The sequence below is a fragment of the Botrimarina sp. genome (assembly GCF_040219535.1).
Taxonomy (GTDB): Bacteria; Planctomycetota; Planctomycetia; order Pirellulales; family Lacipirellulaceae; genus Botrimarina.
This window is the reverse complement of record NZ_JAVJSH010000006.1, coordinates 233,407-247,062: the sequence shown is the minus strand read 5'-3', so window position 1 is coordinate 247,062 and position 13,656 is coordinate 233,407. Positions and strand designations below refer to the sequence as shown.

The following is a 13,656-nucleotide window of genomic DNA, read 5'->3' as shown; positions in this document are numbered from 1 at the left end:
CGCCTTGGCAGGGGCCCCGCACGGGTTCAATCGGTGAGCTGCTGTATCGTTCGGACCACGCTGTCGGGGCTGAGCGACATCGAATCGATGCCGCTCTCGACGAGGAACTGTGCGAAGTCGGGGTAATTGCTCGGCGCTTCGCCGCAAATGCCGACTTTGCAGCCCCCGTCGTGGGCACGCTGGATCACGTCGGCGATCGCGCGCCGGACCGCCTCGTCCCTCTCGTCGAACAGATCTTTCAACTCGGCCGAGTCGCGGCCCGCGCCAAGGATCAGTTGCGTCAGGTCGTTGCTGCCGATCGAGAAGCCATCGAAGCGCTCGGCGAACTGCTCGGCGAGGAACACGTTCGAGGGAACCTCGCACATTATGTAGACCCGCAGGCCGTTCACGCCACGCTCCAGGCCGTTCTCGGCGAGCACGTTGAGCACCCGGTCCGCCTCGTCGGGCGTGCGGACGAAGGGGATCATCATCACCACGTTCGACAGCCCGATTTCTTCGCGGGCGCGGCGGACGGCCCGGCACTCCAGCGCGAAGCCGTCGCGGTATTTCTCGCTGTAATAGCGCGAAGCGCCGCGGAAGCCGAGCATCGGGTTCTCTTCCTCCGGCTCGAATTGCGCGCCGCCGATGAGGTCGGCGTACTCGTTCGTCTTGAAGTCGCTCATCCGCACGATCGCCGGTTCGGGGTGCTGCGACGCGGCAATCGACGCGATCCCGCGGGCGAGCTTGTCGACGAAGTAGTCGGTCTTGTCTTCGTAGCCCTCGGTGAGCCTCTCGATTTCGCGGCGCGCCTGCTCGTCCTCCAGTTCGTCGAACCGGCACAGGGCCAGGGGGTGAACCTTGATGACGTTGTTGATGAGGAACTCCATCCGCGCGAGGCCGATCCCTTTGGCCGGCAATCGCCACCAGCGGAACGCCGCGCCGGGGTTGGCGATGTTCATCATCACCCGCACCGGCGGCTCGCCGAGCCCCCCGAGGTCGATCTCGTCGGCCTCGAACTCGAGGCGGCCGTCGTACACGTAGGCTTCGTCGCCTTGCGCGCAAGAGACGGTCACCTCCTGGCCGCCGTGGAGCGTGACGGTCGCGTCGCCCGAGCCGACGACGGCGGGCAGGCCGAGCTCTCGGCTAACGATCGCCGCGTGGCTGGTGCGGCCGCCGTGGTCGGTGACGATCGCGGCGGCCCGTTTCATGATCGGAACCCAGTCGGGGTCGGTCATCTCGGCGACGAGCACCTCCCCCTCCTGGAACTCGTCCGATTGTTCCGCGCTGTCGAGCACCCGAGCCTCGCCGGCGGCGATCGCTTGGCCTATCGCCTGTCCCGTGACGATCGGGTCGCCGCTCTCCTGCAGCCGGTAGGTCTTGAGCGACGCAGCCTTCTTCTGCGACTGCACCGTTTCCGGGCGCGCCTGGACGATGAACAGCTCGCCGGACTCGCCGTCCTTGGCCCACTCCATGTCCATCGGCTTGTCGTAATGGCGCTCGATGGCCACGGCCCAGCGGGCGAGCTGGAGGACCTCGTCGTCGTCGAGCACGAACCGGCGCCGCTCGCCCTTTGGCGTATCGACGTTCTTGGTGGTCTGGCCCCCTCGGTCCGAGTAAACCATCTTCTTCGCCTTGTCGCCGAGCGACTTCTCGACGATCGGCGACAGGCCCTCGTCGTCGAGCAGCGGCTTGAAGACGCGGTACTCGTCGGGCGTGATGCTGCCTTGCACGACGTTCTCGCCGAGGCCCCACGCGGCGTCGATCACGACCACCCGCGGGAAGCCCGTCTCGGTGTCGAGTGAAAACATCACGCCCGCCCCAGCCCGACCGGCGCGGACCATCTTCTGCACGCCCACGGAAAGGGCGACCTTCAGGTGGTCGAAGCCCTTCTCTTCGCGGTAGGCGATCGCCCGGTCGGTGAACAGCGACGCGTAGCAGTCGCGCACCGCGTCGAGGAGGTCGCCCTCGCCGGACACGTTGAGGAATGTCTCTTGTTGGCCGGCGAAGCTCGCGTCGGGCAGGTCTTCGGCGGTCGCGCTGCTACGCACCGCAACGGCGACCTCATCCTCACCGTTCCGCTGGGACAGCTCGCGGTAGGTTTCGCGGACCGCCTCGGCGATTGGCTCGGGGACCTCGCCCCGGCGGAGCAGGCGGCGGATCCTCTTGCCCGCTTCGTTGAGGGACCGCTTCTCCCGCTCGAGCGACTCGATCTCTTCTTTGAGCTTCTCATCGAGCCCGTTGGCCGAGAGGAACTGGCGGTAAGCGTTGGCGGTGGTCGCGAAGCCGCCGGGCACGCGCACGCCTTCCTCCTGCAAGGTCCGGATCATCTCCCCCAGCGACGCGTTCTTGCCGCCGACGGAACCGACGTCGTCGTTGGTGAGTTCCTCGAACCAACGGGTGTAGGTGGCGTTGTTCTCACTCATCGCTTTGCTCGTCCCGTGACGAAGTGCTTACGACCCGGCGTTGTGGTCGCCGGACATTTGCTGGTACAGCCGCCAGGTGTCGTCGCCGCGGCACAGCTCGGTCCCGTCGGTCATCACCGCGGCCGACCCCGCCGCGACGCCCAGCCGGACGGCCTCCGCCACGCTCTTGCCCTGTGAGAGCCCCAGCACGATGCCGGCCACGGTGCTGTCGCCGGCCCCGACCTTGCTGCGGATCTTGACCGTGGGCGCGCGGATCTGCTCGCACGCCTCGGCTGTCACCAGCACGACGCCACCCGCGCCTAGCGACACGACGACCACCTCCGCTCTTCCCTCGCTGATTAGTCTGCGGGCGCAGCGCTCGATCTCCGCGTCGTCGCGGACCTCGTGTCCGGCGAGCTCGCTCAGTTCGGCCGCGTTGGGCTTGATCAGATACACGCCCGCCGCGACTCCCTCGCCCAGCGGCGGACCCGACGTGTCGAGGATCGCGCGGGTCGATCCGGACGCGTCGCGGATCAGGCGCGCGTAGTAGTCGTCGCCCACGCCCGGCGGGAGGCTCCCGCTGAGCACCAGGTAATCAGGCGGCGGGTCGATCTCGGCGACGCGTCGGGCAAACTCGTCGGCTTCGGCCTCGGTGAGCTCGGCGCCGGGCATGCCGAAGCGGAATTGATCGGAGGAGGATTCCTCGTAAACCACGAGGTTCTCGCGGGTCATCTGCTCGATCTGGACCGGCGTGTGGCGGACCCCCTCCGAGTCCAACCTTTGTCGCAGCAATTCGCCCATCGGCGCGCCGCACGTCCAGTAGGCCAGCGCGTCGCCACCGAGCTGCTTCAACGCACGAGCCACGTTCAACCCGCCCCCGCCCGGGTCGTATCGCGGCGCCGAGCAGCGCAGCTTCTTCTCGGCCACGACCTGCTTGACCGAGACCGACTTGTCGACAGCCGGGTTGAGGGTGACGGTAACGATGGTCGCCATACTAGAACTCGATGTCGCGCAACGATTCGGTGATGTCGCCGAGCACGCGGTGCGGCGCCTGCTCCGCGTCGACACGGCCCACGGCTTCCTGCGGATAGTAGCGGAGCACGGCCTTGGTCTTCTCCTCGTAGACGCTGAACCGCCGCTCCACCGTGTCGGGATCGCGGTCGTCTTCGCGCCCACGGCGGGTCAACCGATTTATCAGCACCGCCCGGTCGCGGCACTCCAGGTGCACGACGCGCTGCACCCGGACCACGCCGTCGAGCTGGCGCGCCTGCTCGGTGCTCCGGGGGAGGCCGTCGAGCAAGAGCACGCCCGCGGCCGGGTCGAACCGGCCCTGGCTTACCGCGTGGCGAATGTCGCGCTGCAATGCGTCGATCACGATTCGGCAGGGCGCCAGCTCGCCCGCTTTTGCGTAGTCGGCGCCCGCGCCGGTAGTTTCTGAACTGGAAGCACGGCGCCGCAGCGCCTCGCCCGCGCTGTGACGCATCCAGCCGGGCAGCGCGCCCAGGGCTCGGGTCTGCGTTCCCTTGCCGCAGCCGGGCGGTCCGAGCATCACGATCGCTCGGATTGGATTCGTCATGGGCTTCGGCCTCCCAGCGGCGCCCGACAGGGAGCGGTGGCGCCAGCCACCGAGTTCGATTGAAGGAGGCCAACAGCAGTCGCCCGGTGGGCCGGGGGCTGCTGCTGGCCGCTTCGCTCAATGCTCCCGTTGGGCTAGCCCAACGGGCTCGACGGATTCGATCAGCGCGCCTCAGCGGCTCGCGTTACTATTGCCGCGTTGCTGACGGGCTTGCTGTTGGTCCTGTCGGTTGCGCTGCGAGCCTTCTTCCTCGCCGTTGCCGACGAGGCGCAGGTCCTGTACGACGAACGTCTGGTCGCCGTCCACCTCCCTGGTGTACCCGTCGACCCGCACCCGCGAGCCGCGGCGGACTTGCTGGCCATCGCCGCCGAGCGCGTCGCGGCTGCCTAGCAAGATGTCCATCGTCTTGCCCTGGTAGGGCCGGACGCGCGCCACTAGCGCTTGCACCTCACCGTCGCGCAGCTCCACGCGACGCAGCCCGACCAGCTGGCCCTCGATCCGCTTCTCGTACTCGTAGTCGGGGATCAAGTAGCTGCCGTTGGGTCCCCGCAACTCTTCGGCCTTGAACATCCGCTTGCCGTTCACATTGACGTGGCGGCCACCGATGATCACGCGCTCGTTCTTTTCGATCTTCGGCAGGTAGCGGTCGACCCAAGCCAAGTCGCCGAGGTGCAGAGTCTGCGTCTGGCCGTCCTCGGTGCGGAGCTCGAGCCGCACGCTCTGCGGCGCGCCCCCTTCGCCACGCACCCGGCGCAACGAAACGACCTCGCCCTTCACCTCACGGTCGTACGAGTAGTCGACATCGGTGTACTCGTAGTCGGGGTAGTCGTAATCGTAGTCATAGTCGTAATCGTAGTCATAGTCGTACGCGTAGTCGTACGCGTCGTCGTAGTCGTAGTCGTAGTCGTAATCGTAGTCGTACGTGTCATAGGCGTCGTAGCCGTAGCCGTAATCGTTCTCGTAGTCGACGCCGTAGTCGTAGTCGAACCAGTCGCTCGGGTCGTACCACTCTTCTTCGTGGTAGCCCTCGTCGCTCTCCCACTCGTAGGCCTCCGATTCGACTTCTATCTCGTCACCTTCGTATTCGGTCTCTTGGCCCTCGAGCGGCTCGTGCAGCTCGGTCTCGCCTTCCCAGTAGTCGTACTCGTAGTACTCCTGCCCAATGGCGGGCAGGGCGAGGGTGAGCGTCGCGGCGAAGCACGCGAGGATTGGTGTTCTCATGATTAAATTCTCCGGGGTTAAGGGTCCTCGGGTGTCGGGCGACCCAGCGTAGAGCCCGCTCGACCGGGGGCCTAATCACGCAACCGCCACGGCCTCTCTCGCGGCTACCGCCGCGTAGCGGACCATCTGCGAGGCGTAGCCCCACTCGTTGTCGTACCAGCTCATCACCTTCACGAGGTCGCCGCCGGTGACTTGTGCCTCGTTGAGGTCGACCACCGAAGCGCGGGGGTCGCGGAGGATGTCCGACGACACGAGCGGGTCTTCGGTCAGGCCGGAGCTCGAAGCCTCGTCCAGTGCGCCAGCCTGCTGGACTGAGTGAATAAGGGGGTGGGCAACCGATGTGCCAACGTCCGCCGTTTTGTGAGGAGTTCGTCGTGATTGAAAGGAGCCCGAATAAAACCGGCGCGCCTCAGCGAGAGCCATCCGGCGAGCGGCCTGGGGGGCGCCTCACGTCAGTGCGGGCCGCGGCGGCGCCCACGCGGGTAGGCTCGACCGATGGTCCTCCAATCCGACTATCGAGGTCCTAAAAAGGTAGTGCAACGATTGTGGCCGGGCGTCCCTCCGCCGAGGACGCAGTCGCTGGCGGAACGACCGACTGCCGACCCGGTCGTTCGCACGGCAAGGCGCCGGGAACGACGCCAACAGAGATGACGCGCAACCGAGGCGGCGCCCGCCGCGGGCGGGACGCCGGCGCCCGCTAGCTCTACCGGTCGGCGGCGGGGCCGGGCGCCAGGATTGCGTGGGGGGCAGCGCCGCGGACAGGCGCGACGTAGGCGGGAGCTTGAAACTTTACTTCCCCAGCGCCGCAGCGGCCGTTGGCCGGCTTGGCGACCCCCGGAGACTTGCACGATGAGCAACCAGCCTGAAGCCGATAGCGACAACAGCGCGGCCGAGAAACCGGACGGCTGGCGTCGCGCCATCGACCTGCTGCACGCGTGCCGCACCGAGCACGGGTTCGTTGCGTCGCCCTCCGACACGCACAACTATCGGCGTGTGTGGGGGCGCGACAGTTCGATCATGGGCCTGGCCGCGCTCGTGAGCGACGACGCCGAACTGGTAGACGCCTGCCGACAGAGCCTCGAGACCCTAGCCGAATACCAGGGGCCACACGGCGAGATCCCCAGCAACGTCGACCCCGCGACCGATCGGGTCAGCTACGGCGGCACGGCCGGACGCGTCGACGCGGACCTGTGGTTCGTCATCGGCTGCGGCGAGTACTGGCGCCACACGCGCGACGAGGAGTTCCTCCAAGCGATGCTGGACCCGCTCGAGAAGGTTCGATTCCTGCTGGGCGCCTGGGAGTTCAACACGCGCGGGCTGCTGTACATCCCGCCCACCGGAGATTGGGCCGACGAGTACTTGCAGAGCGGCTACGTGCTCTACGACCAGCTGCTCTACTTGCAAGTGCTGCGGACGTTCTGCCGGATTCACCGCCACCTGCACGGCTCCGGGAACTACGACCTCGACGACCGCGTCGCACGCCTGAAGCACCTGATCCGGGCGAACTACTGGATCGACAAGCAAGACAAAGTCCCGGACGACGTCTACCACGAGGTGCTGTACGAGAAGGCGCGCGGTGCGGCGGAGCACAGCCGCGGCGTGTTCTGGATGCCCTTCTTCTCGCCGGTGGGGTACGGCTACCGCTTCGACTCGATGGCCAACGTGCTGGCGATGTTGCTCGACGTCGCCGACGATCACCAATGCCGCTGTGTCGACGACCACATCGCCGGCGAGATCGTCGACGGCGAGGTCAACCTGTTGCCGGCATTCGCTCCGGTCATCACCCCGAAGGACGAGGACTGGCAAGACCTCCAGATGACGTTCTCCCACACGTTCAAGAACGCCCCGCACGAGTACCACAACGGCGGCCTTTGGCCGCTGGTGACCGGGTTCTACGCGGCCAGCCTAGCGAAGCGCGGCGAGACCGAACTGGCCCGCCGGTACGCCGACGGCGTGCACGCGGCGAACCGCTTGGAGGCCGACGGCGAGCCCTGGGGCTTCCCCGAATACCTCCACGGGACCGAGCACACGCCCGGCGGCACGAAACACATGGGGTGGAGCGCGGCCGCGGCGATCGTCGCCGAGGCCTCTCTCGCCGGCCGGCGCCTCTTCGAGTAACGGCAGCTTCGTCGAGGCGCCGACCGCCCGAGTCATCGACCCGAGCGGCGCCCGACCCGCTGCCGTGAGCCTGATCCGCGCCGCGGCCGGCAGCCCTCTTCTTTTCTGTCGACTTTCAAGGTCGGGGCGTGTCGGGTTCGTCACCGGGAACCGGATAAGGCTGTAAGCGGCGGCGTCCTCTCCTGACGCCCTGCGCACGGGCCCAGTCGGTGCGTCAGGGGGCGGTCGCTCCGCTTCGGCCAGGCCGAAGCAGCGGGTCGGTGCTTGACCCGGCCGGTCCTCATTATTCCCCACGACCGATCTAATGAAACGGGAGCACAACGATGATGCGCTACCCCCTCGGCCTGCTCTGCGCAGGCGGTTTGCTGGCGGCGACGCCCCTGCAGGCCACGATCCCTTACAAGCCCGTCGCGCTGCCGCCCGGCGCCATCCCCGCGGTCGGCCCCGGCTTGATCTCTCCCGCGGCGACCTTCGGTAAGGAGTACTCGCACGACGTCGACCAGAGCACCGCCGGCGGTGGCGGGCTAGCCGACCCGCAGCAGATCATCGCGTGGGACGGCCTCGGCGGCGCGGCCGACGGGCTCGACTACAGCGGCACACGCCCCGGCTACGCGCCGGACGATCAGGTCGACGCCGCCGCGAACCACAACGACGCCCTGTTCCGACAGCTCCGGGACGACCTGGCGCACCTGGTCTTCTCTCACGACGACCTGATCAGCACCTACCCGGCCCCTCCGGGGGCAGGGGGCGGGGGCGCCTTCGCGCCGACTCCGATCCCGTCGTTCGGGCCGCTGGTCACCTCGGGCGGCCACGTGATCGGCGGCGCCGGGGAGATCTCCTTCGAACGAGCGGGCGCCTACGCCCCGCCGGCCACGATGGGCACGTGGGCGCCGCAGGCCGCCGTGAACGGGATGCCGCTGCCGCGTGACGTCGACGCGCTCGAGGTCTGGGGCCCCGAGCCCGGCACAACGGGCGACGCCGACAAGTACTCGCTGCAAGTCGATTTCTTCAGCGGCGGGCCTGCGGGCGGCCCCGGAACGAGCGTCTGGAACCTGTCGGGCACTCCCTACATCAGCCACGCGACGATCGCGGCGGCGGTGACCAGCTTGCTGGGGCCGGTCGGCAGCGGCGTGCTGCCGTTCCCGACGTTCATCGATGGCGACGACGCGATCAACGTCGATGCGTTGATGGTGCTCGACACAATCGGCGACCCGGACGCGTTCGACCGGGATCCGAACGGAGGCCCGGGCGACCAGATCATCTTCAGCATCCAGCAGATCCCCGACCTGACCGATCCCGACGGATACTACGCGACGGGTTCGGAGCTGTTCGTGCTCGACGCGTCGCTCGGCCCAGCCGGCACGACCTACCTTCGGCACGGCGGCCACCTGTGGGACCACAGCTTCGCGCTGAGCGACTTGGTGATCAGCCCGAACTTCACGGACGGCCGCTACGGCGTGCTCGACATCAACGCGATCGAGGCGGTCGGCGAGCTGGTCGTGCCCGAGCCGGCCTCGGTCGGCTTGGTGGCGACGCTCGCGGCGGCCGCCGTCTGGCGGCGCCGGGGCTAGATCGATGGATAACGCCATAAGCTGAGAAGAGAACTCCAACGCCTACGCGGCCCGCGGAAGGAAACCGCGGGCCGCGTCGTTTTGGCCCCCAGGGGAGTCCGTCGACACAAAGGGCTAGGCGTTGGGACTCCGCCCGTGTCGCTCGGCTCCGTGAGGTAGCATTCGGTTGCGCGGACAATCGCAACCCACGGGTTGTGCGATTTCGCGGCGGCGCTGCCCACCCGCGCGAGAATTCTTACCAAGAATCTTGCCTACCTAGACTATCCTGCGCTGTCGACGCTCCAGAGCATCGACTGCTCCACTTCTTTCAGTCCGGCAACGAAGGATACCCCCATGCCGCGGATTTCTGACTGCCTTATCGTCGCGGCTTGTTCGTGCAGCGTCGTGCTCGGCGCCGAGTTCAACCGGACTTCTTTGCCGGTCCCGCAGGGGCCGTTCAAGGGCAAGATCGGCCTGACGCCGGCCGAATCCGAGAAGGACTTCCCCGATGAAGTCGCGGCGCCCGACGGAGCGCCGAACGTGCTGATCATCCTCACCGACGACGTGGGCTTCGGCGCGAGCAGCACGTTCGGCGGGCCCATCCCGACGCCGACGTTCGACCGGCTCGCCAACTCCGGCCTGCGGTACAACCAGTTCCACACGACCGCGCTCTGCTCGCCGACGCGGGCCGCGCTGATCACCGGCCGCAACCATCACACGGTGTCGACCGGCGGCATCATGGAGATCGGCGTCGGCTACCCCGGCTACAACACCGTCGTCCGCAAGTCGTGCGGCACGATCGGCCAAGTGCTGAAGTACAACGGCTACAACACGGCCTGGTTCGGCAAGAACCACAACGTGCCCGACTGGCAATCGAGCCAAGCCGGCCCGTTCGACCTGTGGCCGGCCGGGTTGGGCTTCGAGTACTTCTACGGGTTCGTCGGCGGCGACACGAATCAGTGGGCGCCGGCGATCGTTGAGAACACCCGCCCCGTCGAGCCGCCGCACGACGACCCCGACTACAACTTCGACGAGGACATGGCGGACCGGGCTATCAACTGGATCCGCATGCAAAACGCCGTCGCCCCGGACAAGCCGTTCTTCTGCTACTACGCCACAGGCACCGCGCACGCGCCGCACCACGCGCCGAAGGACTGGATCGCGAAGTTCGAGGGCAAGTTCGACAAGGGCTGGGACGCGCAGCGCGACCAGACGCTCGCCCGCCAGAAGGAGCTGGGCGTCGTCCCGCAAGGCACGAAGCTCACCGAGCGCTCGCCCGGGATCCCCGCCTGGGATTCGCTCAACACGAAGCAGAAGGAGCTCTACGCGCGGATGATGGAGGTCTACGCGGGCGCGTTGTCGCACGCCGACCATCATTTTGGGCGGATCATCGACGCCATCGAAGAGTCGGGCGAGCTCGACAACACGCTGATCATCTACATCCAGGGCGACAACGGCGCCAGCGCCGAGGGGAGCGCGCAGGGCCTGCTGAACGAGATGACGTTCTTCAACAACATCGCGGTCCCGTTCGAGACCGTGTACGAGAACCGCGACAAGCTCGGCGGGCCGATGGCATTCAACCACTACCCGATCGGCTGGGCCCACGCGATGGACACGCCGTTCCAGTGGACGAAGCAGGTCGCGTCGCACTTCGGCGGCACGCGGAACGGGATGGTCATGTCTTGGCCCAAGCGGATCAAGGACAAGGGCAAAGTTTGTTCGCAGTTCCACCACGTGATCGACGTGATGCCGACCATCCTCGAGGCGGCCGCCCTCCCGGCGCCCGATTCGATCGACGGCATCACGCAAGAGCCTATCGAAGGGACCAGCATGGCCTACACGTGGGACGACACCGACGCCCCCTCGGAGCGGACCACGCAGTACTTCGAGATGTTCGCCAACCGGGCGATCTACGACGACGGTTGGGTCGCGTGCACCACGCCGCCGATCGCGCCGTGGGTGGCGGTCGCCGACGCGGTCGACGTCATCGATGGCTACGAGTGGGAGCTGTACAACATCGACGAAGACTTCTCGGAGAGCGAAAACCTCGCCGAGCAGCACCCCGACAAGCTCCGCGAGCTGCAGCGGCTGTTTTACATCGAGGCCGTCAAGTACGACGTGCTGCCGCTGGACAACAGCAAGGTCGAGCGCCTCGACGTGCGGAACCGCCCGAGTCTGACCGAGGGCCGCGACAAGTTCACCTACTACGCAGGCATGACGCGGATCCCCGAGGGCTCCGCGCCCGACCTGAAGAACAAATCGTTCGCCATCAACGCGGTCGTCGATATCCCGGAGGGGGGCGCCGAGGGGCTGCTGATGACCCAGGGCGGCCGGTTCTGTGGAGTCGGGCTCTACCTGCTGAAGGGCAAGCCGGTGTTCGTCTACAACCTGGCCGACGTCGAGCGGTACCGGGTCGAGGGCGACGAGCCGCTCGCGCCCGGCGAGCACGTGATCACCTTCGACTTCAATTACGACGGCGGCGGCGTTGGCAAGGGCGGGCGAGCCACGCTGTCGGTCGACGGCAAGAAGGTCGGCTCGACCGATTTCCCGCGCACGATCGGCTACCGGATGTCGCTCGACGAGACCCTCGACTTCGGTGAGGACACCGGGACACCGGTCAGCGAAGACTATCAGGTCCCGTTCAAATTCACCGGCGAGATCCAAGAGGTCACGATCCAGATTAGTGACCACGAACTCACCGAGGAGCAGCTCCAGAAGTACCGCGAGATGCAGGTCAAGGCGGCGCTGTCGCGATGACTCGCGAGAGCGCTCTTCGGAGCGCCAAGCGCTTCTGCTACCAACCCCTCGGGTCACCGATGCCTTCTCGGCTTTGCCTCGTTGGCTTGTGCCTCTCGTTAGTGGCGTGTCCTATCCGATCTCACGCCGCCGAGCCCGACCGCACGAAGCTCCCGATGGAGCTGACGCCCTTCGAGGGCGAGATCGGCGAGACCTACGAGGAATCGGCGAGACCTACGAGGAATCGGAGCCCGATTGGCCAGGGTCGCCGCCCCGGAAGCCACCGCCGAAGAGCGAGTGCCCCGGCACATCTGTGGGCCTCCGGGCCTCGCAAACCCCTCAGAGCGAAGGGCTTAAAGAAAGCGACGCCGACGGGACTCGAACCCGCAACCACCGGATCGACAGTCCGGTACTCTAACCAATTGAGCTACGGCGCCTCTTGAACCGAGCGACACGCCGGCCGGCGGCGTGGTTCGCACCCCGCCTGGGCGGGGCGGCGACTTCGGTCGAGAGCCGTATCTTATTCGGCAGCCCGGCCCCGTCAATTGCCCTCCCGGCCGCCGCCGAGCGGGCGCCCGCGGCTTCTCGGGTCCGCCTGGCACGGTTCTACCGGTCGGCCCGATCGCCGCCCCGTGGCGGTGGCCAGGCTTGGCCGCCGGGCGCCGGCCGGAGCGGGCGTCCGTGGCCTACGGTTGGGGCGGCCCCCGAACCTGTCCCCCCCGCGAGCGCGCAACCATGTGGCAGTGGACCGAGCCGATCGTCAAGTTCGTCCAAGACCGCATCGGCCAGACCTGGATCTGGTTCGACACGCTCAGCCGCGGCGAGTGGCTCATCGTGTTGGCGTCGTGTTGCGCGATGGGGTTCCTGCTGCTGAAGAGCCGGGGGCACCGCGGCCCCTGCTGAACACACGTCGGCGGAAGAGCGGGCCCCGCGGCGCCGCAAGGCAAGTCGATATCGAACAAAACGAGCTAACCCGAGCGGCCGATGGACATCTTTGCGAGCGGGGCCGCCGGCTTTGGGCTGCCCGAAACGGTCGGCCTAGCGGCGGTCGCCTGCCTGGGATACCTGGTCGGGCGTCGCGGCGGCCGGCTGCGACGCGGCGAGCCGTCGACCGAGATCGCGCTCGCGGCGGACATCGCTCGGCAACTCGAGGCGGTCGCCCAATCCCTGCGGGGTGACCTGGCCGTGCACCGCGCCGAGGTGGAGCGGTTCCGCAAGGTCATCGACCGCGTGGGCGAGCTGCCCGACGAACGCGCCTGGGCCGACCTGCGTAAAGAGGCCGACCGCTTCCTCGCGCCGACCCTCCGCCTGGTGAACCAGGTGGCCGGCGCATACGAGCGGATCCGCAAGCAGTCGGTCGCGCTGGCCGACTTCAGCGGCGACCGCACCGACCCGCTCACGGGACTGGGCAACAGCCGCGCGTTGCGTGAGGTGATCGACCTAGAGCTCGCCACGCACCGCGCTTCGGGCGGGGAATTCGCCATCGCGATCTTCGGGCTTCCCGCCCTAGGCCCCGACGCCGGGGGGTCCGAGCAGCCGGCCCGGCTGCTGCTCGCGGCCGAGGCCCTCCGGCCGCAGCTCCGCGAGTCGGACCGCCTGGTCCGCTACGGCCTCGACGAGCTGGTCGTGATCATGCCGCACACGCGGCTGTACGGCGCGTGCGTGTTCGGCCGCCGCGTGCGTAAGCTGCTGGGCGACCTCGGGATCCCCTGCAGTTGCGGCGTCGCCCAGTCGACGGCCGGCGACACGCCCAGCTCCGTGCTGGGCCGGGCCGACTCGGCGCTGTACAGCGCAAAAGCGGCGCCCGATCGGTCCGCCGGCGCGTTGTACCTGCACAACGGCAAATCGATCCGCTCCGACTCGGCGCCGGCCGCCGGCGACACAGCCGCGCCGGACAACCCCCGCCACGCCATGGAAGACCTTCCCACCGACCCGACCAAGGCCCTAAGCGAACCGCTCGCCGAGGACCGCGAGGAAGCCGCTCAGACGGCCCACGCCGAGGCGCAACGCGCGCTGCCGGCGCCCGTGGCCGCGGTAAACTAAAGCCAGCGACTCCGAGCTCTCGCCCCTTCTA

Annotated in this window: 10 protein-coding genes and 1 tRNA gene; 5 read left to right on the top strand and 6 right to left on the bottom strand. The window is 67.8% G+C overall.

Going from position 1 to position 13,656, the window contains the following annotated elements; translation table 11 throughout:
* Positions 1–26: 26 nt before the first annotated feature.
* The 5 genes from ppsA to RIC11_RS02855 form a co-directional block, all read right to left on the bottom strand.
* On the bottom strand, positions 27–2,402 hold the full coding sequence (ppsA, locus tag RIC11_RS02875) for a phosphoenolpyruvate synthase (protein ID WP_350208326.1): 2,376 nt from the start codon (positions 2,400–2,402) through the stop codon (positions 27–29).
* Between the two features lie 27 nt (positions 2,403–2,429).
* Positions 2,430–3,374, bottom strand: a complete 945-nt coding sequence (locus tag RIC11_RS02870; RefSeq protein WP_350208325.1) for a 1-phosphofructokinase family hexose kinase — start codon at positions 3,372–3,374, stop codon at positions 2,430–2,432.
* A gap of 1 nt (position 3,375) precedes the next feature.
* Positions 3,376–3,957: an adenylate kinase family protein gene (locus RIC11_RS02865; RefSeq protein WP_350208324.1), complete on the bottom strand. Its 582-nt coding sequence runs from the start codon at positions 3,955–3,957 to the stop codon at positions 3,376–3,378.
* Between the two features lie 171 nt (positions 3,958–4,128).
* Entirely contained in the window at positions 4,129–5,178 is a 1,050-nt protein-coding gene (locus tag RIC11_RS02860) for a hypothetical protein (RefSeq protein WP_350208323.1), read from the bottom strand.
* Positions 5,179–5,253: 75 nt separating this feature from the next.
* The gene (locus RIC11_RS02855) at positions 5,254–5,601 is read right to left on the bottom strand and encodes a hypothetical protein (protein ID WP_350208322.1); all 348 of its coding nucleotides are present in this window, start codon (positions 5,599–5,601) and stop codon (positions 5,254–5,256) included.
* 426 nt (positions 5,602–6,027) lie between these two features.
* Here RIC11_RS02855 and RIC11_RS02850 point away from each other — a divergent pair, with 426 nt between their 5' ends.
* The 3 genes from RIC11_RS02850 (at position 6,028) to RIC11_RS02840 (ending at position 11,603) form a co-directional block, all read left to right on the top strand.
* Positions 6,028–7,296: an amylo-alpha-1,6-glucosidase gene (locus RIC11_RS02850; protein ID WP_350208321.1), complete on the top strand. Its 1,269-nt coding sequence runs from the start codon at positions 6,028–6,030 to the stop codon at positions 7,294–7,296.
* Positions 7,297–7,619: 323 nt separating this feature from the next.
* Positions 7,620–8,867 carry a PEP-CTERM sorting domain-containing protein gene (locus RIC11_RS02845; RefSeq protein ID WP_350208320.1) on the top strand — a complete coding sequence of 416 codons (1,248 nt, stop codon included), beginning with the start codon at positions 7,620–7,622 and terminating at the stop codon, positions 8,865–8,867.
* Between the two features lie 333 nt (positions 8,868–9,200).
* Positions 9,201–11,603 carry an arylsulfatase gene (locus RIC11_RS02840; RefSeq protein ID WP_350208319.1) on the top strand — a complete coding sequence of 801 codons (2,403 nt, stop codon included), beginning with the start codon at positions 9,201–9,203 and terminating at the stop codon, positions 11,601–11,603.
* A 342-nt stretch (positions 11,604–11,945) separates the two neighbouring features.
* On the opposite strand, the gene RIC11_RS02835 is transcribed toward RIC11_RS02840, so the two are convergent.
* Positions 11,946–12,019, bottom strand: a tRNA-Asp gene (locus RIC11_RS02835).
* Between the two features lie 298 nt (positions 12,020–12,317).
* Here RIC11_RS02835 and RIC11_RS02830 point away from each other — a divergent pair.
* Together RIC11_RS02830 and RIC11_RS02825 are read left to right on the top strand one after the other, a co-directional pair.
* Positions 12,318–12,485, top strand: coding sequence for a hypothetical protein (locus tag RIC11_RS02830; protein ID WP_350208318.1), 168 nt, complete (start codon positions 12,318–12,320; stop codon positions 12,483–12,485).
* 81 nt (positions 12,486–12,566) lie between these two features.
* Complete coding sequence (locus tag RIC11_RS02825; RefSeq protein WP_350208317.1) at positions 12,567–13,625, top strand: GGDEF domain-containing protein; 1,059 nt, start codon at positions 12,567–12,569, stop codon at positions 13,623–13,625.
* The last annotated feature ends 31 nt before the right edge of the window (positions 13,626–13,656 follow it).

What these genes read in the sequence shown, in the direction of transcription:
- ppsA (WP_350208326.1), bottom strand. Translation starts at nt 2,402, where the DNA reads ATGAGTGAGAACAACGCCACCTACACCCGTTGGTTCGAGGAACTCACC.
- RIC11_RS02870 (WP_350208325.1), bottom strand. Translation starts at nt 3,374, where the DNA reads ATGGCGACCATCGTTACCGTCACCCTCAACCCGGCTGTCGACAAGTCG.
- RIC11_RS02865 (WP_350208324.1), bottom strand. Translation starts at nt 3,957, where the DNA reads ATGACGAATCCAATCCGAGCGATCGTGATGCTCGGACCGCCCGGCTGC.
- RIC11_RS02860 (WP_350208323.1), bottom strand. Translation starts at nt 5,178, where the DNA reads ATGAGAACACCAATCCTCGCGTGCTTCGCCGCGACGCTCACCCTCGCC.
- RIC11_RS02855 (WP_350208322.1), bottom strand. Translation starts at nt 5,601, where the DNA reads ATGGCTCTCGCTGAGGCGCGCCGGTTTTATTCGGGCTCCTTTCAATCA.
- RIC11_RS02850 (WP_350208321.1), top strand. Translation starts at nt 6,028, where the DNA reads ATGAGCAACCAGCCTGAAGCCGATAGCGACAACAGCGCGGCCGAGAAA.
- RIC11_RS02845 (WP_350208320.1), top strand. Translation starts at nt 7,620, where the DNA reads ATGATGCGCTACCCCCTCGGCCTGCTCTGCGCAGGCGGTTTGCTGGCG.
- RIC11_RS02840 (WP_350208319.1), top strand. Translation starts at nt 9,201, where the DNA reads ATGCCGCGGATTTCTGACTGCCTTATCGTCGCGGCTTGTTCGTGCAGC.
- RIC11_RS02830 (WP_350208318.1), top strand. Translation starts at nt 12,318, where the DNA reads ATGTGGCAGTGGACCGAGCCGATCGTCAAGTTCGTCCAAGACCGCATC.
- RIC11_RS02825 (WP_350208317.1), top strand. Translation starts at nt 12,567, where the DNA reads ATGGACATCTTTGCGAGCGGGGCCGCCGGCTTTGGGCTGCCCGAAACG.